Raw genomic sequence first — 23,902 nt, 5'->3', positions numbered from 1 at the left:
GCAGGAGATAAATATGTGTGGAATAGTTGGGGCTGTTGCAGAACGCCCAGTAAATAAAATATTAGTAGAAGGTTTAAAGCGCCTTGAATACCGAGGATATGACTCGGCTGGTGTGGCACTTGTTTCAAATGAGGGCAAACGCAGTACTCAATTAAATACAGTAAAGTCAGTTGGTAAAGTTGCAAACCTTGAAAGTGCATTAAACGAAAGTGGTCATAAAGGCACAACTGGTATTGCACATACTCGTTGGGCTACTCATGGTGGTGTAACAGAAGTAAATGCTCACCCGCATATTTCAAATGATCAAATTGCATTGGTACATAATGGCATAATTGAAAATCATGAAAAATTACGTGCAAGCTTAAAAACCAAAGGTTATAAGTTTTTATCGGATACTGATACCGAAGTTATGGTGCATTTAGTACATGATATGCGTAAAACAACTTCAAGCTTATTAGAAGCAGTACAAGCGAGTGTAAAACAGTTAGAAGGCGCTTACGGTACTGTTGTTTTTGATAAAGAAAACGTTAATGAAATGATAGTTGCACGCTCTGGCAGCCCGTTAGTAATCGGTTTAGGTTTAGGCGAAAACTTCATTGCCTCAGATCAGCTCGCTCTTCTAGCTGTAACGCGTAATTTTATCTTTTTAGAAGAAGGTGATGTTGCTCGCATTACACGTGAATCGGTAGAGATATTTGATAAAGACGGTAATGCCGTTGAGCGTGAGCAGCATGAATCAAATGCCACTAACGACAATACGGGTAAAGGTGAGTATCGCCATTACATGCTAAAAGAAATTTACGAACAACCTGTTGCTGTACGTAATACTCTTGAAGGCAGATTAAATGAAAATACTGTTGCATTAGATGCGTTTGGTGCATTTAATGGTACGCAGGCGACTGATATTTTTAGCCAAGTAAAACATGTGCAAATTATTGCCTGTGGTACGAGTTACCACTCTGGAATGGTTGCCCGTTATTGGTTAGAGCAGTACGCAGGTGTGAGTTGTAATATCGAAATTGCCTCAGAGTTTAGATATCGTAAATCTTATGTGCATGAAAATAGCTTATTAGTCACTATTTCTCAATCAGGTGAAACAGCTGATACGTTAGCTGCATTGCGTCTTGCTAAAGAGCAAGGTTATATGGCATCTATGACTATTTGTAATGTTGCTGGCTCATCATTAGTACGTGAATCTGATTTGGCCTTTATGACTAAAGCGGGTACGGAAATAGGTGTTGCTTCTACTAAAGCATTTACGACGCAATTAGTTGGCTTGTTAATGCTAGTGGCATCAATTGCACAGGAAAAGGGACTACCTCAAAAAGCGATTGTTCAGGCACTTAAAGAACTGCCTAATAAATTAGAAGAAGCGCTTTCTTTAGATGAAGGTATTGAAGGCTTAGCTGAAGAGTTTGCAGATAAACACCATGCATTATTTTTAGGCCGAGGCGACCAATATCCAATCGCAATGGAAGGGGCATTAAAACTTAAAGAAATTTCTTATATTCATGCGGAAGCTTATGCGGCAGGCGAGCTAAAACATGGTCCATTAGCGTTAATAGACGCTGATATGCCTATCATAGTTGTCGCACCAAACAATGAATTATTAGAAAAGCTTAAATCAAACGTAGAAGAAGTGCGTGCTCGTGGCGGTATCATTTACGTATTTGCTGATAAAGCGTCAGAATTTAAATCAGATGAAACAATGCGTGTCGTAAACGTAAATCAGGTTGAAGATATTTTAGCGCCTATCGTTTATACCATTCCATTACAATTATTATCTTATTATGTTGCCGTGATCAAAGGCACTGATGTTGACCAACCTCGCAACTTGGCAAAGTCAGTAACTGTAGAGTAATCAATATGATAAGTGTTTTTGTGGTTGTGGGAAAGTAATAAAGTTCTTTACTAAGTATTAAAGTTCTTTACCAAGTAATAAAGTTGCTTACTAAAACCATCCGGTCTATGCTTAAAAAAGGCACAAGATCTGGTGGTTTTTTATTATGGCAGGAAAAAAGAATTTTAATTCTCCAGCAAAAAATGACAAATGGATAAAAGAAGGTAGAGGGTCTGGTCATGGTGAAAACTACCTACCTTGGTTAACAGTACGTGATTTGGCGTCCAAGGGGCGATCTAATCGTGTTTTTGGACATACAAGCCGCCGAACTCATCATCTATTGTCAGATCTGGAGCTAGCTGTATTTTTAATTCTAGAGTGGCGAACTGCAACAACTGATATTCGAGAACAATTTCCGTTACTACTCGAAGAAACTCAAGCTTTAGCTATCGAAGCAGGGATTAAACATCCGCAAGTTCAGGGCATAGATCAAATTATGTCTTCTGATTTTTTGGTTAATACTAACGAACCTATCTGTCCTAAATTTTCTCTTCAGGCTAAATATGCAAAAGATTTACAAGATTCTAGAACTGTTGAAAAGCTGGAGCTTGAACGACGTTATTGGAAAAGTAAGTCTGTGCCATGGCAAATAGTGACTGAAAAAGAGATACCTCAAGTTGTTTTTCAGAATATCAAATGGTTATACCCTGCTGAACTAGATGAAATTGATGACGATGTAATGACCGACCGTATTGATTTTTATTCATATGCATTTAAAGCGGATGGAGATCAGAGCTTAATCAATGTGACTCGTAAATTGGATACAGCCTATAACATGGAGTTAGGAGAGTCATTGCTGGAAGTTCGGCAGTTAATGGCCAAACGTTACTTTAAGTTTGATATTTTTATTCCATTTAAAAAACTTAAAGCATCAGATCTAAATATTGGGGATATTTTAGCAATAAGGGAGGCGCGCCGTGTTTCGAATTAATGAAGTATTGGCGTTTAATGAAACGTTATATCGGATTTTAATCATTTTTCCAGAAGAAATTGTCTGGATACCTTTATATGATGATCGTGCATTTCCATCTATTGTAAGCCAAAAGGAATTGATGGATGCTGTTGATGAAGGCGTATTAACAAGAGAATCAGATCCATTTGAGTTTCTTACATTAGAAAACCCGGATGAAGAAAGTATAGCTTGGGGGAAAAGAGAGAAAAACTTTGCTTTGATTCAGCCTATTATTATTGATCATCAAGCCGTTTTTCCAAATGTCAGAGCGGCAAGAGTTAAAGAAGTTATTGAGGAAAAGGGTTCCACTAAACCAACATTATATAATCTTTTGCGTCGTTATTGGCAAAGAGGACAAAATGAAAATGCGATGTTACCAGATTATAAAAAGTCAGGGGCAAAGGGCAAGAAACGCCAAGCTACAGATAAAAAGCTGGGAAGACCTAGAATATATACGGCTGGTATCGGTGCAATTATAAATGAAGATATTGAGCGCTTATTCCGACGAGCAATTGAAAAGTATTTATTAACTGAAAAGAAAAATACATTGTCATTTTCACATCGTAGATTTCAAGACATCTACGATATGTATTATCCAAATACACCTGCAGAAGAAATCCCAACCTTTTGGCAAATGCAGCACTTTTATCAAAGAGAATATAAGCAGGTAGAAATAATTCAAAAGCGGGCTTCAAGTATTGCGTTCGCTAAAGATATCAGACCATTATCTAGTACAGCCAATACCGATGTTTTAGGCCCTGGTTCACGCTTTGAAATTGATGCGACGATAGCTGATATATATGTGGTTTCTAATAGTGAGAGGCGCAATATCATAGGTCGTCCCGTAATATATATGGTGATCGATGTATTTAGCCGAATGGTTGCAGGGTTTTATGTTGGTGTGGAAAGCCCTTCCTATGCATCGGCAATGCAGGCGTTAACTCATGCTTTGACCGATAAGGTCGACTACTGTAAAAAGTTTGGTTTTGATATTGAATATGAAGACTGGCCTGTTATTGGATTACCTGATGCTATTTTGGCTGATAGAGGCGAACTGTTAGGCCATCAAATCGAATCTTTAGAGCGTAGCTTTTCCGTTAGAATTGAAAATACCCCACCTTATAGAGGTGATGCTAAAGGGATTGTAGAGCGTAGTTTTAAAACTCATCAGGCAATATTTAAACCTTATGCCCCAGGTATCGTTACTGGTACCAAAATCAAAAAGCAGGGAGACAAAGATTACCGGTTGGATGCTACACTAACCATTAATGAATTTACTGAAATTATTTTAGCCTCGGTTTTGTATCACAATCGTTTTCACACGATGAAAAAATATGATCGTGATATCGATATGCCAACAGATCTGCTAATGACACCGCTTTCTTTATGGAATTGGGGGCTACAAAATAGAACCGGTAAATTAAGAGCCGTTTCTGAAGATGCTGCGACCATTGCACTCTTACCAAGAAAAAAAGCAACAATCTCCGAGTTGGGGATTTGCTTGTTTGGTGTTTATTACACTTGTTCTGAAATAGTGCTACAAGGTTGGATGCATAGATCAAAAGAAGCTAAGCACCCCAAATCACTCGATGCCGCGTATGACCCTAGAACTGCAAATCATATTTATCTATTTCCAGAGAAGAATAGTTCTGAGTATTGGGTATGTGATTTAACTCAAAGGTGCAGGGAATTTGACACTTGTTCATTTTGGGATGTTTGGCAAACTCAAAATGAGCAAAAAAAATCTGTGGCTGCCAGTAAATTAGTTTCGAAAACTAAAGAAAGAGAACTTGAGCGCCTGATTGAAGAGAAAATAAAACAAGCTAAAAAAGAAATGCCGAATACTGATGATCAGTCTAATGTGCAAAGAACGAAGGGGATCATTAAACATAGGGCTGAAGCCAAGCGTGAGGAGCGACAACAAACAGCTTTCTATCCAGAAAAAATAAAACAAGACAAATTAGCTGATGTTATTCCTTTGGCAGTTCAAGAGGATGACTATTCTTTTCCAGATCATATAGATGAGCTGTTTGATGAGGATTGATTGATGAGGTTTAGTAATGAATTTACCTAAAAATACCCGAAGAGCAGTCTATCGAGATCCTGGCATTGCAAAATATCAAGGTAATCCTTTTATTGAAGCCTTGACACCGATTATGTCGACATCACAAATACGAGGTGGACTAACAGGGAATATTGATTTTGATCCAAAAGAGGTATTTTTGGATGGTAATAAAAGAATGCATTTAATAGCACAATTATTAGATGACTTTTTTCAGCCTATTTCTAACCACCTTCAGCTTGAATCTAAATTGTCGATTATGATCCGTCAAGGGTATGTAGGTCGAAATCCTGATGATGGCTCTTTAAATACACATATGCAAAATGGCTATGAACGAGTTCAATCGGGAGATCTGGAAGTTTTCAGATTTGAGCATGCAAAATCAACTGCTCGGAGTTTATCTTTAATTGGTTGCTCTGGCTGTGGTAAAAGTTCGACACTTACAAGAATGTTAGCCACCTATCCTCAGGTGGTATATCACGAGAAATTAAACTTTACTCAAATAGTCTATTTGAAGCTAGATTGTCCGCACGATGGTTCATTAAAAAGCTTATGTCATCATTTTTTCAGAGCAATAGATTGTTTGTTACAGACAAATTATGAACAAAAATATGCACTTAAAAGGCACAGTGTAGAGACTCTTTTAGCATTAATGAGCCAGATCGCGAATGTGCATGCAATTGGTGTTTTAATCATTGATGAAATTCAACATTTGAGCCGAAGTAATTCTGGAGGTACAGAGAAAATGTTGAACTTCTTTGTTACCTTAGTTAATGTCATTGGTTTGCCTGTGATCATGGTTGGTACGCCAAAAGCCAGACCTATATTTGAATTGAATTTACGTTCTGCGAGGCGCAGTGCTGGATTTGGAGCTTTATTTTGGGAGCCAATGAAGGCACATATACCTAAGGTGAATCCAGAAACGGGTGGATTATTAAAAACGGAATGGATAGCTTTTACCGATAGACTTTGGAAATACCAGTGGCTAATGAAAAAAGACAGTACTTTATCTGATGAAGTGAGAAATTGCTGGTATGACTTATCTCAAGGTGTACTGGATATAGTAGTTAAACTATTTGTACTGGCTCAAGTAAGGGCTATTTTTACTCGAACAGAGCGTATAACGGTCAATTTACTAAGGCAGGTTTATAAAGATGAATTCAAGCCTGTGCACCCGATGTTGGCAGCATTACGTTCTAACGATGCTGAACTAATACAGAAATATTCAGACTTATGTATGCCTAATATCGATCAGAAAATGATTGAGTTGAGTACTAAAGTCGATGCAGTATTTGATCAAAAGAATAAACAGATAATTCCTTATACCGCTAACGAACATGCACAGCGATTACATAATTTGTTAATTGATATGGAATGTCAATCAGAGCTTATTCAACCGTTAATTGAAAGAGTTTTTAAACTTTACCCCGATCTTACAATACGAGAGTTAATGCCAATCGTGCTAGGTTGGTATGAGGGTTTAGGAAAAGATAAAGAAATACCCCAAGAAAAAACTAAGTTAATTAAGAAAAAGGATTGGTGCACCTTAGATTCAGATGATCTGCGTTTTGAACATTCGCAAACAGATAATAATGATACTCTTTATGCAGTTTTGAAGTGTAAAAATGGTATTTTTGATGTTGAAAACTGGCTAATGAAGGCCTGAGAGTTTTGTTAAACTTCCCTATGCCATATCAAGATGAGTTGATCTACAGTACGATTGCTCGCTATGGTATACACTTGGGTCTTACTAGCCCTAAACAGCTATTAGATGAGGTGTATTGTGATAGGAAAGTGATTGCAACAACAGATTTACCAAATCAGTTATCATTAATTTCAAAACATTACGCAGACTGCCACCAATATGACACTGAATATCTGATTTATAATCATACGCTTTTTCCTCTATACGCTCCATTTGTGCCAGAAGAGCGACGACTAAAATGTTTGGGCTTGATGGCTGGCACATCACAAGGTGCGATTCATTTAGCGTTAGGAGTTGCAGCTTCCAGAGTTAAACAGAAGTTATCACTTAGGTATTGTCCGCAATGTATGCAATTACAAAAGCAGGAATATGGTGAATATTTTTGGCAAAGACTTTGGCAAGTCAGCGGAGCTGATACCTGTATATTGCATGGAGAGTTGAAAGAAGCGCTTGTTGAACGTCACTCTCATCACAGGCATCAATTTTTTGCCGCTAGTCCTGAAAACTGTCCTGATGTTTATCAACAAGAGTCTCGACCAGAATCCTTAATTGTGACTGAACAGGTTAAAAAATTATTAAATCGACCACAATCAAAATCCGCAACCTTAGCTCAGTGGTCAGTTTATTATAAATACTTAGCTGACATTAATGGTTATAGAAAAGGGCAATTTATAAGGTACGAAGAAATAAAAGAGAGAGTATTACGCTATTGGCCAACAAAATGGTTAATGAGGCATGCTCTTGATATTAATAACGCTCAAAGTTGTTGGTTGAGAACTATATTTCGAAAACACAGAAAATCATTTAGCTACCTTGAGCATATCGTTATTCATCAGTCTTTTTTATCTAAAGATTGGGATATAAATACTGTTTTAAACGAAGTATCCCATCTATCACCTTTTTCAAAATCACATATTGTTCCATCAAGCATTAATGACATAAGTACAGAGGGTAAGCTTCAAAATAGGCAAAGTTGGGAAGCCTTAGTAAAACAATGTGGAGTAAAATCCGCAAGGCAAACAAAGCAAGGAGGGGCAATATACGCCTGGCTATATCGACATGATAAAGTTTGGTTACTGGAGCTTAATAGTCAATATCGTATTTATCCGACATCAATAAACAATCGAGTTGATTGGAATAAAAAAGATAAACGAACTGTTTGCGAATTAATACAGATACGTAACTGTAATGATGAGTTGTTAGAACAACCTAAAATGAGCAGAAACTGGTATTTATCACAAATCCAATCACCTGCAAGCATTGAAAAAAACATTTATAAAATGCCTCTATGCCAACAATTTTTTTCACGTAATTGTGAAAGTACTACGGAATATCAAATTCGAAGAATAACAAGAGTAATAGCGCAGTTGAATGTGCCATTGTCAGAGCTTAGGCGCTGGAAAGTACTCAGAATGGCTGGGTTAAGCGAAGAGCGATTAAGACGTGGTAGTAATGATTTTCTAACCGAAATAGTGGGGATGTGATTTGCAAGGAATACGATTCGATAATCTAAAAGATAATACAACCATTTCATCTATAGGGTCTTTTTTTCGTCGTATAGATGGATCACAATGGGGTGTTAATCTTGAACTTTGGCCCTATCAAAATAAAAAATCACTAACAGTTTCACAGTTACCAATTTTGGTTAGAAGGCGTGTATTAAACCCAATTATACCCGCTAAAAGTGCTGGGTATGAATTAAATTTAGCTATAAATAATACTGAAAATTGGCTAGTTTGTAATAATGCTGATTGCCCTGCTTTAAAAGAAATGAAATTAAGTTCCCGTGAATCGAGTCAATTATGCTTTTCATTTAAATCAGATTCAGGAGTAAATGTTTATTTACCACAACTTGAATTAGCCAGAGCTTTATTTTTTCATGATGCTTACCTTGCCCGAACTGCATTGGAGCCCGATGCATTAAAAATAGAATTTGATATAGTGCCTGATATTCTTGCTGACTCAAGCACAATAAATGTATTGCAGTCATCCAACTATACACAAAAGTCACTTGATAATTATGCTGCCAGAAGAGTACTTAGTTGGATATTAATTGATTCAGATGCAAGAACATCTTATGAATCTATAGGCTGGTACCAAAAGCGTAATGGTATTGAAAGGAGCGGGTATCGTCATTGGGACTTTCAATTTGATCCACCTATGTTGCCTGATGTTGAATTTGTTGTAAGAGGTAAATTCAATAAGGAAACAAATAGTATATTTGTTTTTGAGATCACCTCAATTGCAAATATTCGTCACAAAGTACCTAGTAAAGTTGAATTTTATAGCCCTAAGTTTAAAGATCATGTTCGCGGAGAAGGTTCTGGAGGTAATAAACCACCAAGCGAGCGCCCTGACGAACACAATGTTCAAGATGGTGAAGATGCTAACTCGAATACCGACCATGTACAGTTACAAGCTCCTGTTGTTGGTTTTGAATTTTTTAACCCCTTTGAAGCTACTAAGATTTTTAAGAAAAAACAAAATGGTTCAAGCGGTCGTAAAGAAGGTGAAGAGGCTAATGATGCAAGTAAAGATGTGAGTACTGAAGAAAGTGATGAAAGCGGAGGTCGACCACAAGCTGATTGGGATATTGTTGAAGACTATTCGGATGATGCGCATTTATATGCTAATAAATTTGATTGTTTCCAACAAATGTTGGAGTTATTGAGCTCTGAGCATGATTGTAAAATTATAAGTAAACAAATTAGAAAACTACCAAAGTTACCACGTTGTACCAAACATCTACTTGATAATGGAGGAAGCCCTCGATGTATCGCTGTGGTACAAATCAATTGTAATGGACAAAGCTTTTATATGTTGGAAGTCGACACTTCAGATGCTGTTAAATCACTATCAACTAAGCTACTGATTATTAATGACCTTGCAAAGTGGGATGAACAAATAAATGAAGTTGAACGATTATTAGTAAAAGGTTCTTTGTGTTGGCCGTCAAAATTACTAGATGATATTTGTGGTTCAAAGCGCCACAAAAGTATTCCACATCCGCAAACAAATTCTTCAAATAAGGGGCTATTGGAACCTGACTCAATTATTAAATGGGCGCAGAGGGTTCAAAGTTGGATGCTTAATATCTAATTGAAAAAAACTTAAAAGGTTTCTATGACAAAGTTAAAGCGTAATAAAAAGTGTTTTTGTGGCAGCGGTAATAAGTATAAAAATTGCCACGGTCGCAATGGCAATGCAAAGTTTTTTTTTACGGATATTAAATTTCATTGTGACCATAACATAAGGAAAAGTGAAGTATTTGTCAGTGGAGAGCTTTCTACTGAAAGTTCACGTTACTTGTTTAGCCTGTTTACTACCCAGTTAGACGATGGAAACTGGAAAATGAAGAAATTAATTTGGATTTCAACACCACCACCATTCTTGGATCAAAAAGAATTTAGTCGAACTCTAATCAATAAGTTTTATACATTAATGAAGACTATAAATATGTGGGCTGGAAAGCAGTTATCAGGATCTGCTGAGATGCTTGTAAACGAAATCCGTACTCCAGACGAAGCCTTGGCTACAAATACAGTTTCATTTAGAAGTAATTTACTAAATTTACCTGTAAATCAATGGAATGAAATGTGGGATAGAATTGACCGTAGAATACATTTTGATTCTGACTTTAGAGTGCATGGCTTTTCTCAGACGGAAGTGTTAATTGCCATTAAGTCGTTAATGAATGTTTTTCCTTCAGATTGGGTTCGGGCACGTTACAGGGAAAATAGTAAAAATGGCGATAAACCTAAATTTGGAGACCCCTTTCAACCTGAAGCTAGTAGATCTTGGTTTCCTGCTTATCATTTGGCTAGAACTGCTTTGGGAGCTATTTGTGTTGACCCTGGTTGGAATTATTTGATAGAAATGGGGTTATCTATTAAAGAGTTAGACGGATTTAAGGAGTCTGATAAATTATTACAACAATTAACTAATAATCCTGGAACACAACATCATTTATGTCTAGCTGCCGAACTACATAGTCGAGGGTTGCTCGTCGGCCTTGAACCTCAAACAGGCTCTGGAAATGCAACAAATGATCTTTTGGTGAAGAAAAACAAAAATTGCTATGCAATAGAAGTGAAAGAGTTTACATCAAAAAAACCGAAAAACACCCTTCTTAAAGAGCTTAATGATAAATCAAATAAATTACCTAAAGTTCCAGAAAATCCGGTTCTATTTCATGTTGTATTAAGGGAAAAAGGGCGTCTTGATGCTAAAAAGGAAAAAGGGTTTATTGACGAAGTCAGTTCTGGTAATTTTAACATCCCACAAAAAATAAGCGCTATAATAATTGGAACCAGGTTTGTCGACTCTAACGGTGGCAGAGTTAAAAGAGAAACAAAAAAAATTATTTTAAATAGTAAATCGATTAATAAAAATCAAATCGATATGAATGATCTTAAGGAAATTTTCAATAATAATTATTCAAATGTATGTTATCCATGTTATGGAATAGGAACGTTTTTTCATTTTGAAAATAATAGTGAAAAAGAGCTGAAGGCCGAAAGCTAGCGCAGTGAGAGGCGAACGGCCACGCGTAGCTAAACACATACTCTGTCTAAGTTATTTATAAGCTTTTAAAAGTGTTATTTTAGATAAAGTTTAGAAAGATCAATATCTAACTCTTTCTCTGTGATATCTAATTTTTTGCAAATGGCTGGCAACACTTGTTGAATTATTCTGTGGCTCTGAAGAATTTCGTTCATGTAAACGTCTGGATGTAACCGCTTTGAAGTCAAACCTAAATATTCAGCTTCCGCTTCATGACCTAAGCGATCATGCCCATCTAAAACCATATTAATTAGCTCAGCCTTGAGCGGTACGTTATTTAGGAAGGCTTTATTCTTAACTATCTCAATCCACTCTTGGTAATCCTTTAGAGTGCGATATTTGAAATCATCAAATTTTGGCATGAATTCACTTTTTTCACCTACCTTACAGAATGCCAACCCCAATAAGTCGGACTCTATATTGCCCGCCTTTGATTCCATTAATTCTAAATCATCATTATCCATTATATCGGAGAAATAAGCAGCATAAAAACCGTAAACATCTGTCAAAGCGCGAAAGCTACTACTAATTATTTTTGAAAAAGGGTTTTCCTCGTATAGGCAGTCAAACTTTTCAGAGGAATCATCATCATCAGACTCGTAATCAAAATCTATTTCTGATGGAAACTCCTTCGGAATATTTACCCCAGCTTCTTGCAGGATATTGAGGATATTCCAACATAGAAGACCATCATAATCATCTTCCAAAGGTACCGTTATATACCCAGTTTCACCTTCTTGGCTTGCACTATAGGCAAGATAAGACACCAACTTACCCCACTTATCAGCTTGCTCAACCCCACCAGTCCAGGCAACAACATCAGGATTTCTTTTATCTAAACCTATTAATAAATCAAGCTTTTCCTCCATATCAAAAGACATATGCTCATCTGCCTTCCATTTACTAATCTGAGCTGGAGACACCTCTAGCTTTGTAGCAAGTTCTTTTTGAGTGCACCCGAAATGTTGAAGTGCCAGTTTAATTAGATTTCCACTGCTCATATTAACTCTCTCTTTGGTTTTAAGTATTAAATTAAGTAAACATCTAAAGTTATTTACTTAATTATTATCAGCTAAGATTAAGTAAATGTAAAATTAAATTAACTTAATTAATGTAAAGGTATCAAGCAGCAGCTTTAGATAAGCGTTAAAGCTTCGAAAATTAAGGTTGTAGTAAGACCACTTAAAGACAAGCTATGTTCACAAACATGGTTAAAGTGAGCCTTAACATTCAAAGATATGAATATTCGGTTTGTTACACAAGTTAAAAAGCATTTGATATTACCCAATGACGGCTTATGGCACTGTCACTAATATTTAATTACTCAGATTCAGTAACTAAATATTAGTGAAAGGTAACCTTTACTACAATAAGCTTCTTGATCAAGAGCTTTATCATAATGTTCACATATACCCATCAATAATTTGCCTTCGTGAGATTCACACGGTTTAGCTTTTTGTTTTGGTTTACCGTATAGTGGATGATAGCTATGACCTTTTTTATTTTTTAAATCATGAATCATTTCTGTATATATATTACTAAGAGCTAAAATTGGAAGGTGTTTTTTAAGTTGGTCGTATATGGCTACTCCTTCATAATCTAAATCTCCCCAATAAAAGCAATTCGAAGTTAATAATTGTTTGGATATATTAGATTGCTGTTCACCATCTGTTGGGCAAGCAATAATTTTATTTCTTTTAATGTATTCTCCAAAGTTTGCCAGTGTTAAACCATAGCCGTAACAAGAAATTAGAAGGGTATCCGCTTGTCTTGAAAATGGTGCTAAATAACTAAATACACGGGGGTTTTCAATAAATAATACATTTTCAGATGTATTTGGCCCAGCAGTTAATGCGTAATAATCAGGTAATTCATCAGGAATAGTTATGTTTAGGGCTATAAGCATTTTACTTAGGTTATCTAAGACCTTGGATGACCCCAATATACTTTGGGCGCTTGTTAAATATCTATCTTGTGTATTAAGCGTAGGGCTGCGTTTTTTTAACTTAATAAGAGCTGATAAAATGTCTGACATTTCATCTATACTCAGTTCTTTTAAGGGCAGTCCTATTTTGCTTAACTCATTAGCTTCTTCAGAAGATACATTATTTTTAAACTTTTCTATCACAGTTCGCCATCGAATCTTATATTCTGGGATGGGTTGAGTCGAAGGCGAAACCCATCCAACTTTTTTAACTGGGTACCCTGATTTATCTACACCTTTAATTATATTGGAGCGTACTAACTTCATTAGCTCTCTTTGGACATCAGTTCTAACCAGCCCTGTTTTGTCCGTGATCCTTTTTATCAAAATAGATGGCTGCAATGTTTTAACACCATCATCACCTATGAATGAAGCTAATGCTTTGAAGACTTGTTCTTCTTCATCCATTATTGTACTCGATCGTTTAATTTATCTACATACATCAAGCCAGAAGCCATTCTTGAGGGAATTAATTTTTCAGATTTGTCTTCTAAAGTTACATAACCTAATGAATTCACTCGTTGAACAGAATAAAGTGTTGGAAATATTTCAAAGTCATTTTTATATTCCGGAGAATGAACCCAGCCGATTAATTGAAAGTGATCATTCATCAAACGTACAGTATCTAGAGAGAACCGAATTAATCGAGGTTCTGACAAATTAGAAAATAATCCATCAATAATTACGACTTTATTGGCTGAATCTTTTCTACGTGAATTGCGATGCACCGAGCCTAAGCCAATCCTTTGAGATCTAACTGATGAAACCTGAGCAAGCTTTGTTAAAAGTAACAATGATAAGGCTGTTTTTTCTCCTGTGGAGTATTCTTTAGATAGTTTTTTTCGTACACCCTTTGCAAGCGATGGGTGAGAAAAATAAATCATAGGGGCGCTTCGTTCATCTTTCCCCTTAAACACAGTGCGATAAAAGTTATCTCTTATATGTTCTTTTAACTGTTTTAAATATTTATTATCAGATTCAATGATCATTCCCGAGTTTTCGCTCATTTCTTTGCTTTTTTTTCGGTCAACTTCACGTTGTCTAATGCTATCAATTAACTTTTTAAGACGCTCACTAATTTTATCTTTTTCGATGATGTCAGCTTCAACATAAAAACCCGCTTTGCTCCTGCCTGGCATGAGTTCTTTTCTTAATAAATCGAAGTTTCCTTGTAATTGTGAGGTAAGTAAACTCATGGAACTACTTAAATTTTTATGTTGATTGTCAACATCTTGATTTAGCTTTTCACATATTTTATTAGCATCCAAACTGAGCTTTTCGAAACATAGTCGATAATTTTTTACGTGATGGAAAAGTTGGCGGTGATTATCTATAGATAACTCTTTACGTTCCTCTTCCCTAAGTCCAATATCAGAGTCTTTATTTTCACGAATATTTGATAATAAAGTGTCAAGAGTCCATTTTACATCACGTTTTTTATTAGATATATCTTTACGCTTCTCTGAAAAACTCAGACGTTGAATAATATCAGCGATATTCAAGTAGGATTCTTGAATATTGGAAAGGCTATCAGAATTAAGGTTTCTAATTTCACATTCAGAATCTTCAGCAAATTTTAAATTAGCAGATATATCGCTTTGGATCTTTTCTAATTTAAATTCATCCTGAATAAAAGAGAGTAAGCTTGCGGCTTCAAGGTATTTGGCAATAATAGTTTTTATTGATAGATCAAACTCATAAATATTGTTACTCATATCATTTATAACAATTCTAATTTCTTCAATATCTTGGCTATTATCCTTTACCTTGATCCGATTACCACTTAATAACTTTTTAACTGAATTGAACTCTGCTATTAATTGTTGTCTATCAATATTTTTTTCGATGGCATCAATATAGTTTTGGGCTTCCTCGAACTGAAAAGCAATTTTTTCACTGCTAATGTCGTGTAGAGATTTTAGATTATTTAATTTTTCAATATATGTTAAATCAAACTCTAACCCACCATCACTTTGATAACTTATAGCTCTATTCAGAGGGCTAATCCAAGTATCGTGTATTGTATTGGCATCCATTAACTCGCTATTAATACTTTCTAATCGCATTGAAAGCTTATTTGCGTCTATGCGAAGCTTATATAAATGATCTCTTTTGCTTTTTTCATTTTGTTGTAAGTCATCTACTTGCTCTTTCAAAGATAAAAAAGCAGAGATGCTACCCATTCTAATGAAGTTTTCTGCTTGCTTGATATAGGGTATGTATTCATTGCAAAGCTTCTCTGCATTGAGCTTTTTTCTTTCACATGGTTGTATCTGTTGTTTCTCCGATTCTAACTTCGAAACTAATTTATTTAATGTATCGTACCCACCCTCAATTTCAAATCGTTTTGCTGACTTGATGTAGGGGATGTATTCATTGCAAAGCCTTTCTGCTTCTTTTTTCAGCGTTTCAAGTGATTGCAGCTGTTCTTGATAATGTATTAATTTCTCAGTTGATTGGTTTAACGCGTCTCCTCCTCCTTCCATTTCAAATGATTCAGCTTTATTAAGGACGGTAATCAATTCCTCTGTTAACAATAGTGACAACTTTTTCTTATTGCTTTTAGTTTTCTGGATTTTTATTTTTAGTTCATTTATTTCTTTTTGGTTTTGAGCTGCTGCTTGGTCTCCTCCATATCTTAAGTAGTTGCAAGCTTGTTCTAATTCATTAAATGCTGGACTTTCAATTAAAACTTCAAGTTTTTGCATGTTAGTCTTAGCTTCTTCCAGTTTTGCGGTTATTTCAGAGTATTTAAATTCGATCTCATCACTAATTGCTGTTTTTGATTGCTTAAGGATGGCATAACGCTTTGCTTCCAGGTCATATATTTTTAACTCTTGATTTATTGTCTCTAATTCGGAGTTTAGCTGAGAAAGTTTAAATTCCGTATTTTCAATTAGTTCTTTAATAAAAAGAGGTTCCATTACAGCCTTCACTTGTAAAGACTCAACCCCAATAATGAATGAAAATGAAATATCGTCATTACTTTCGCAATATTCTCGGAAAGAGCTAAATTCAAAGACTGGATATTCTAAGTCTAATTCCAACAATTGATTTGCAAGTGTTAATCCATGCTCGTATGAATCACCTACTGGCGCATGCAGTAAGTGAGAAAATTGTGTTAATAAATATCGTTTCCGCTCAAAGGAAATATTAGAAGAGCCAATGACGTCAACAACTTTCTTACCAGAAAAATCAAGAGCATTTAACACCTGTGAAGCTAATGTAAGAGGGGCTATTTCAGTATTTTTATAACGAAGTAACTTTTTATTATTGTCAGTTATCTGGACTTGAGTTTTTTGTTTGTTCGTTTGAAGCTGCAACAAGCATTTTTTGTGTTCATTTATTGCAGCATCTATATCAACGTTCCAGTGCGATCTAAATTCATTTAAGGAATTTAGCAGCGGGCGGTAGATTGATAATGTTTGACTATTTTTATTTATTTTTCCTTCAAACAATATTTTTTGTGTTTGTAAGTGTGTTGCAACATTCTCTAATGGCATATCTAAGGAGTTGTAACATCTTATTGCAACCATATAAGAAGGCTTAAGTTTGGAAAGTTCATTAATGTTTGTCGAAACAATTTCACATCTATCTAAATTTGATTTCAAAGTAAGCTCATTTTGGCCTTGTTGATTTTCAAGTTTTAGCCGCAATCCACTTGCTTTGCTTTCCCCTTCAAACCTTATTTTGAATAAATCATGTGATTTTTTTAATGATTCTAAATTTTTTGTTTGTTGAGTTTCAATAAAGATATTTTGTTTCAACTCTTCAAGATTCATTGATCTGGAATTGCGCTGAGACTCCAGACGTTCCTGGAGTGATAACACATTTATATCACCAAATTCACCAATCAACAGGTCATATGCTTTACTTAATGAGAGTAGCTTGTCTGTTTGTTGAACCAGGTTAGCGATGTCTTGCTTTAGTTGCTCAAGCGTATTTGACGTATCTTGACGTTGATCTTCTAAATTAGCTCGTAAAGTTAATACGTCATCTTCTTCAAACTTATTCATCAACTTATCGTATGATGGTTTAAAGCTTTCTAGTTTTTCATATTCTCCTAAAATTTTACTTAACTGATTCTTAATATCACTTTCTTCTTTTATAGTTGATTCAATCAGCTTCTTTATATTGTCATTTGACTTTCTAATTTCTTCACATTTTTGCTGTGCGTCCATTTTATTCTTTACAAATTTGTCGCGCATGAAGGTTAATTTTTTGGTATTGAATGCTTTGATAACATCCTCATAATCACCTCGACATCTAGACCATTTCGTATGTTCATCAACTAGATCTTCAAGTTGTTGTTTTAAAGAATTGATTAACAGAGTTAACTCATTTTTTGTGTTAAGTGGATGCTTCAACTCATTTTGTTCAAATAAGCCACTTTCATCCATTTTTATGAAAGCAGATTCTGCTAAATCAAAATGTTGAACCTTGTTGTTAAGTGTTATTTCTTTATGTTCAAGTTCGTTAATGGTAACTTCAAGTTCTTTATTTGATACTTTTAAATTACTTATTTTTAGCTCTTGTTCTTGAACATGGGCTCGAATTGGATTTACGTCACCTTGTTTAATCCGCAGCTCATAACCATAGCGTAGATACCTAAAAACTGCGTTTCGGTTGTGAATAGAGAAGTATTTATTATCTAATGATGTAATAATTCTCTGGGCATTATTCAATGAATAACCACGGTTTTCATGTCCTCTATTTATGGTATTAATTTTGACATCGCATGGTATTTCAATTAGTTGTGTTTTTTTTAGTTTAGTATAATCTATACCAAGTCGTTCAGCCCTTTCATTTAAATGAAAGATCTTTAGAGCGGAAACTAACCCACATAATACAAAGTCGGGGTACAGCCAGTCACCGTTAAGATATACCAAGCTATTAGCGGCTGATATTGTTTCCGGGTTATCTGAACCAGTTGAGATCACCTTAGGTATATAAGGCAGTGGGTTATCAGCCACGCAACGCTTCATAAATTGCAATTCATGCCATAAATCACCTACATCAGACATCATTTCTGCAGATTGTTCTTGGTAGCCGGTAATTCTGTGTTCTGTTTGCTCAAGCCAGTTATACGTATACTGTAGTCGTTTAACTTTTTCATTTACCTTTATTTGCTCTAGTTCAATGTTGATAACTTCTCGGGCCGATTTTATTAACGTATCTTCAAAATGTATTTCATCGTTATCTGCGTATTGTCCCATGCAATCAATTAGCACTTCAGGTGCGATGTGTTCATAGAAAAAGGAGGTACAAAACTCTTCATCGCGTTGCTTTGTAGTTGAAAAAAAATTACTGTTACCATCCCCCGCGCCAAGTTTATGGTATTGCAGTTGTTGGTTTAAAAATTTTGCATCAAAATGCATATGTATTTCTGATAAATGCTCTTCTTGACTTCTATTTTTATAAATTCTTTGCTTTCTAAGACTCGTAAGAAATGTATCATTTTTGACATTTCTTATTGTGACTTTCCCATCAACTTCCGTTGTTTCTGCTACGGGACAATCGGTTAATGTTCCCTGATAGACATAAAAGTTAAGCCCATCATTACTATCGGAAAATCCATATACACCTATAACGTAGGGCTCTCCTGGTATATCTCCAAACATACCTGGTTGTATTGATTCATACGGATCTCGATGTCTAACTTCTATTCTTACGTGACTAAATAACCCTTTTCTTTTTGGAGCGAAAATTTGTCGTACACGAGAATGTAAACTCCGGTCTCGAGTAAGCAGTAGGAACAATGTATTGGTAATTGTTGTTTTCCCACCACCATTACTTAGTTGAATGATGGTATTCTTTCCACGAGTATCTAATACTAAATGCGGATAATGCGCGCACCAACCTTGCTCATATGGTTTGGCATTATTCAGGTTCAGAAAATTCGCGACTTCAATTTGACCTATTACAGACATGTCCGCTCTCCTTAACTACTAACTTTTGATAGTTGATATACCTTATTATCTGTCGGGGCTTGTATCAGTAAACTTGCGTATCGATTGAAGTTTTCAGCTACATCCACCGCTGACCACAGTGTTTGACGATAAATAACTCTTGCTGTATCGCTACGGCTCATTCTGAGCTCTGTATCCACTACTTGTTCCAATATTCCAAATTTAATCAAATTGGTAAAAAAACGTCCGACTCGAGTGGTTATTTCAGTGTCTTTGAAGTTACACAGGCACTCATAAATTTTAGACTCGGCATAAGGGCCGGAGGCTTTACTCTGCCTTAATTCATCAATTGATTTGATAATATCTTCTTTAAAAATATCATGATCAATCCAAGTGTCTCCAAATGCACTAATACCTTCAACAGGTCTATTATCTAAAGTGTAAAGAAAGTGAAGTAAGTGAAGATATAAATATGAAGTCCAGATCACTATGTTTTTTTGAGTATCTTTTCTGCTTTTTCCTTTGAACATTTCCCAAACTTGTTTGGTCTGTAAATGTGCTGGAGATTCATTTTCGCCAAGCTGACGAATTAAAACATATACTCTTCCTTGATTCGCAATCCCATATTCTTGCGTATTTAAAGTCTTTAATTGCATTCCTTGCGTCGATAAAAATTCATCCAAATCATCTAATCTGTGTAAATGGTTGTCTAGCAACTTAGCTAACTCGCGCTCCACAGTACTTCGCCTTATACCTTTTTTCTCATAACTTCTGATCACTTTATGTTCTGCAAGATAATTAAAAATTTGTCCTATATTAGTGATGTTCATAATCAAGTTACTCCGTTAACGATATTTCTATTTTAGAAAGGGTTAAATGATGATTAATGAGCTCAATGGAGTCTTTAGAGAATACCGAAAGTTTAATTTCTAATGAATCAGAGAGCTGGATAGGTGATACTGTTAGACTAAATAGCTCTCCTAAATGATCGATCTCAGTAAGCAATCCTTCTTGGTTGGTATCGGTGATCAGAGAGATGAGTGATTTAGGACCAGAAGCTAATGATTTAAGTAAATAATCTTTGTGCTGATTAACCCATGATTGTATTTCATCTTTTACATGCAAAACTTCGTAAGCAACAGTGTTATCAACAGAATCTTCTTCTATGAATTCTAGTTTTTCTTCTAAATCTAAAGATGAAAACCAATTAGATCCTGGAGTCCATCCAAAACTATCGGTGATAAAGCCTTTTAAGCTATTTAGCCTTGCATTTCCTTGAACCAAACTGTTTGCTATTTCCTTAAAGTTTAAAATTCCCATTCGTTTCGATTTATCGTTCTGCATTATTTTTATCAGTGATGTGAAATTTCGGCTTAATGACTCTAGTGCTGCGGCTACATCTGTAATTAACTGTTTAAGATAAATAGAAGTTATATGGGTGGCAGGATCATCACTTTGTAACTTTTGCAAGGCATCTCGAGTATTCTTTGAATCGATTCGCTCTAAACATTTTTCAATTGCCTGTAAGGAAAGATCTAATGTTTCAGTGTATTGAGTTCGTTTATCAGCATAGTTTTGAGCCAACTCTTCATAAGATGCATTTTCCTTAATTTTGGTGATCTCTTCGCTATGTATTTTAAAGGTAATTAATACGTCTTCAATAAGGTCGGGAATTAAAGAAAACTCGGCATTACTGATAGCTCGGAGTATTTTTTCTACTTCTTTATCTTCAAAAATCCAATCTCGCTGCACTCTCAAAACTCGATGGAGTAAACGGCCTGCTTGAGTAAGTTTCACCCGTTCTGAACGAGCTTGATAATCTATTAATCGAGTTAATGACCGAGTTGAAACTTCATTATTGTTATCATTGAGATAATGAAATTCGCTATCAAAACTGAGAAATTTGATAACCAGTTTTAACTCATCCCTGGTTAAATCCTTTATTTCTGTGCAAATATCTTTGTAGATAATATCTATAGAAAATAATCCAGACTCCCCGGCAAGAATTTTTTCCATTAATGACTGACATGACAACTCAGCAATCCGTAAAAACTTAGCGTTACGCCTGTATGTCTCGGGCGCTTGTAACTTCTGAGATTGCTCAGTGTAATGCGTGCTTTGAAGTTGTACTAATCTAGAAGTAATAGCACTAATTAATACAAAAGGTGTTAATTCTTTATTTTCCATGTTCAGCAATCTATATTCAAAGTTGTTGGTAGTGTTATGCTATTGGAAGCTTAGGTCGATAATTATACAAACGCAAGATTGGTAGTGTTTTACTATTATTTAGGTGTGAAAACATGAATAGAAATTTCACAAAAGAAATACTGGAGTTTAATGTTGATGATAAAATATCGACGTTAAATGAAAGCTGGCAAAAAAAAGAACGTCTTCGTTTTATAGACACAAAGTTGTTTTGGACAGGGACGATACGGAGAAGTGAAATTTGTGAAGCGTTTCAAATTCATTGGACTAATGCTTCAAAAGATCTAACTCTGTATCAAAAGTTGGCAGAAAAAAATGTTATCTACGATAAAAATGCGAAGATTTATCGTACAACTTCTGAATTTGGTTCTATTTCTAAAAGCCATTCACTTTTAAATTTACTCGCTTATACCAACTTAGATATGCCTTGCCATGGATATATTCCCAATCTATTATTTTCTGTAAATATACCCGTACGTCAACCTGATACTGAGATTGTTAGGGATATTCTTCAAAGCGCCCACAACGAATCTGCTATAGAAATTAACTATAGAAGTATGGCAAACCCAGATGGAAAGATAAGGTATATTTATCCTCAAACTATTATATTTGACGGCCTCAGATGGCATTTAAGAGCGTATGATGAAAGTCATGGTGATTATCGAGACTTTGTTTTATCGAGAATAAAGAGGACTGGCTCCACAAAAGAGCGAAATGTTTACCCTCCAGACGCAGAATGGCATAAAGTTAGCTGGTTAGAAATAAGACCACATTCTAAACTTACTGATAAGCAAAAAAAAATGATCGAATACGATTATTCAATGCAAAATAGCTCTCTTAAAATTGAAGTTAGAAATGCGACGGCTCAATATTTAATACGAGTTTTAAATCTTGATACCAACCTCGAACCACCACGTCAGCAAATTGAATGTGTGAATTTAAAAGAGTTTGACAGTTACTAATGGGATTCTTTATTTAATTTCTTAGATATTTTTATTTATTAATATGTGCTTTTTAAACCTTGTAAAATTAATGCCTAGTTAAAAATTAACTTTATTCTTATCTTTATTTAACTTAGACTAAAGTTCATTCCTTATTCTCTCTCGCCATGAAAAACGGGCAGGGCTGGACGGGTGGTTACCGATGGCGCTGACTATTTAACGATAGGGTCAGAACCGAGTACACTTAATTAGATGAATAATTAATTTTAACTTTTTTATTCGCTCTACATTGTGAACCAGCGCACACAAGAATACATAGCGAAGGAGAATTAAAATTGAAACTCACAGATTTATTTTCTAGTGAGGGCTTTGCTGAGTTCATGAAAGCCTATCACTTGTTATTGAACCAAAAATTTAGTTTCCCTGCTTTAACTGGCCTTAAACCTCTTCATCGAGCCGCGGACGTTTTCAACTTATCTGGTGCCGAAGAGTTAATGGCAAATCTCGATCTGAACAGAAAAATAGAATTTGTTTTAAATGAACCATATGAACAAGTAATTGAAGATATTTTTACTCAAGGAATCGAAGTATTAGAGGGAGGTGATACTTCTTTAGCGTCTGAAAAGTTTTTTAAAGTCATTGATGTTAATCCTAATCATATTGATGCACTTTATCACATAGCATTTATTGAGTATGAAAAGGGCAACTATCATGATGCCAGAGTTTATACTAGTGCCGCTATAACTGTAGGATTTAACCTTTTAGGTAATGAATTTTGTTGGAATAGGGCTGAACTTCGGTGGGCCTATCTTAGAAATAGACCATTTTTGAGAGCTTACCATATGTTGGGTTTAGTTGAACAAAACACAGGAAATATACAGCTCGCCGCTGATATTTATGAAAGGTTGCTTATGGTTAACCCAAATGATAACCAAGGAATTAGAATGATTATTCCTGAATGTTGGCATGAACTGGGGTTGCATGAAAAAGTCTATCGCTTGTGGAATGATAATTACTCAAATGATTATTCATCAGAGCTTCCTTTTTCTGTAGTTCTATCATTATTTGCATTGAATCGAAAAAAAGAAGCTGCGGAGCTTTTAGCCGAGGTTAATCGTAACAGTCCACTTTTCATAAGAGAAATGCTAAAAAAGAATCATCCAAAACCAAAAGACGCTTCAATTTGGGGGGTGGCTACTGGGAGTCATGATGAAGCATTTAAATATTGGCAAAGAAATGGGAATAATTGGAGCAATACAGCTGGTGCTCTCGAGTTCCTTTCAGAATTTAGTTTAAATAACCCTATTATTAATAAAGCGCTGCAACGTAATAAAGAGTGTAAACGACTGGGCAAATACACCTAGCCCAGTTTTACATTCCAGGGCAGAATGGCATCCAAGTTTTCAGGAGCATGGATAAGATGCTCAAGGCAATGACTGATGTAGTCATATGGCACCAATCCGTTTGCTTTGGCTGTTTGGACTATGCTGTAAAGTACCGCACTGGCTTGTGCACCATTGCGTGTATTACTGAACATCCAATTCTTTCTCCCGATAACAAATGGTTTAACCGCACGTTCGGCACGATTGTTATCAATATCCAGGTGACCGTTTTCAACATAGCGGATCAGTTTTTCCCATTGATTCAAGGCATAATGGATTGGCTTGCCGACTGCGGTTGT

General features: G+C 35.5%; 15 protein-coding genes. 9 read left to right on the top strand and 6 right to left on the bottom strand.

The annotated features are described in order from the left end of the window. Positions 1 to 13: 13 nt before the first annotated feature. From glmS to BM088_RS08680, 7 genes are all read left to right on the top strand, one after another. Entirely contained in the window at positions 14 to 1,861 is a 1,848-nt protein-coding gene (gene glmS / locus BM088_RS08710; RefSeq protein ID WP_091982835.1) for a glutamine--fructose-6-phosphate transaminase (isomerizing), read from the top strand. 145 nt (positions 1,862 to 2,006) lie between these two features. Continuing rightward, complete coding sequence (locus BM088_RS08705; protein ID WP_091982833.1) at positions 2,007 to 2,831, top strand: TnsA endonuclease C-terminal domain-containing protein; 825 nt, start codon at positions 2,007 to 2,009, stop codon at positions 2,829 to 2,831. Then, entirely contained in the window at positions 2,818 to 4,896 is a 2,079-nt protein-coding gene (locus tag BM088_RS08700) for a Mu transposase C-terminal domain-containing protein (protein WP_091982831.1), read from the top strand. Before BM088_RS08705 ends, BM088_RS08700 begins: the two co-directional genes overlap by 14 nt. Before the next feature lie 16 nt (positions 4,897 to 4,912). After that, positions 4,913 to 6,580, top strand: a complete 1,668-nt coding sequence (locus tag BM088_RS08695; protein WP_091982828.1) for an AAA family ATPase — start codon at positions 4,913 to 4,915, stop codon at positions 6,578 to 6,580. A 5-nt stretch (positions 6,581 to 6,585) separates the two neighbouring features. Beyond that, positions 6,586 to 8,103, top strand: coding sequence for a TnsD family Tn7-like transposition protein (locus BM088_RS08690; protein WP_143085054.1), 1,518 nt, complete (start codon positions 6,586 to 6,588; stop codon positions 8,101 to 8,103). Between the two features lies 1 nt (position 8,104). Continuing rightward, positions 8,105 to 9,718 carry a Tn7-like element transposition protein TnsE gene (locus BM088_RS08685; RefSeq protein ID WP_091982823.1) on the top strand — a complete coding sequence of 538 codons (1,614 nt, stop codon included), beginning with the start codon at positions 8,105 to 8,107 and terminating at the stop codon, positions 9,716 to 9,718. A 24-nt stretch (positions 9,719 to 9,742) separates the two neighbouring features. Continuing rightward, positions 9,743 to 11,143: an SEC-C metal-binding domain-containing protein gene (locus BM088_RS08680; RefSeq protein ID WP_091982821.1), complete on the top strand. Its 1,401-nt coding sequence runs from the start codon at positions 9,743 to 9,745 to the stop codon at positions 11,141 to 11,143. Between the two features lie 74 nt (positions 11,144 to 11,217). On the opposite strand, the gene BM088_RS08675 is transcribed toward BM088_RS08680, so the two are convergent. The 5 genes from BM088_RS08675 to BM088_RS08655 all read right to left on the bottom strand — a co-directional run bounded on the left by BM088_RS08675 (position 11,218) and on the right by BM088_RS08655 (position 21,271). Next, the gene (locus BM088_RS08675; protein ID WP_091982819.1) at positions 11,218 to 12,183 is read right to left on the bottom strand and encodes a helix-turn-helix domain-containing protein; all 966 of its coding nucleotides are present in this window, start codon (positions 12,181 to 12,183) and stop codon (positions 11,218 to 11,220) included. A 329-nt stretch (positions 12,184 to 12,512) separates the two neighbouring features. Beyond that, complete coding sequence (locus BM088_RS08670; RefSeq protein WP_091982818.1) at positions 12,513 to 13,574, bottom strand: Wadjet anti-phage system protein JetD domain-containing protein; 1,062 nt, start codon at positions 13,572 to 13,574, stop codon at positions 12,513 to 12,515. Beyond that, positions 13,574 to 19,096, bottom strand: a complete 5,523-nt coding sequence (locus BM088_RS08665) for a rhoptry family protein (protein ID WP_091982817.1) — start codon at positions 19,094 to 19,096, stop codon at positions 13,574 to 13,576. The genes BM088_RS08670 and BM088_RS08665 overlap by 1 nt, the downstream gene beginning before the upstream one ends. 11 nt (positions 19,097 to 19,107) lie before the next feature. Then, the gene (locus BM088_RS08660; RefSeq protein WP_091982816.1) at positions 19,108 to 19,905 is read right to left on the bottom strand and encodes a hypothetical protein; all 798 of its coding nucleotides are present in this window, start codon (positions 19,903 to 19,905) and stop codon (positions 19,108 to 19,110) included. Between the two features lie 7 nt (positions 19,906 to 19,912). Beyond that, entirely contained in the window at positions 19,913 to 21,271 is a 1,359-nt protein-coding gene (locus BM088_RS08655; protein ID WP_143085053.1) for a hypothetical protein, read from the bottom strand. A gap of 104 nt (positions 21,272 to 21,375) precedes the next feature. Between BM088_RS08655 and BM088_RS08650 the strand changes: the two genes are divergently transcribed. Next, a complete protein-coding gene (locus tag BM088_RS08650) occupies positions 21,376 to 22,242 on the top strand; it encodes a BrxR family transcriptional regulator (RefSeq protein WP_091982813.1) in 867 nt (288 codons plus the stop codon). Between the two features lie 314 nt (positions 22,243 to 22,556). Further along, entirely contained in the window at positions 22,557 to 23,585 is a 1,029-nt protein-coding gene (locus BM088_RS08645) for a tetratricopeptide repeat protein (protein WP_091982811.1), read from the top strand. Here the strand turns inward: BM088_RS08645 and BM088_RS08640 are convergent. Continuing rightward, on the bottom strand, positions 23,582 to 23,902 hold a 321-nt coding region (locus BM088_RS08640), incomplete at its 5' end, for an IS66 family transposase (protein ID WP_177207949.1). The two genes, BM088_RS08645 and BM088_RS08640, sit on opposite strands and share 4 nt — an antisense overlap.

It is taken from the genome of Pseudoalteromonas denitrificans DSM 6059, assembly GCF_900112265.1.
GTDB lineage: Bacteria > Pseudomonadota > Gammaproteobacteria > Enterobacterales > Alteromonadaceae > Pseudoalteromonas > Pseudoalteromonas denitrificans.
Note: the sequence above shows the minus strand (reverse complement) of the source record. Positions and strands in the feature narration are given on the sequence as shown.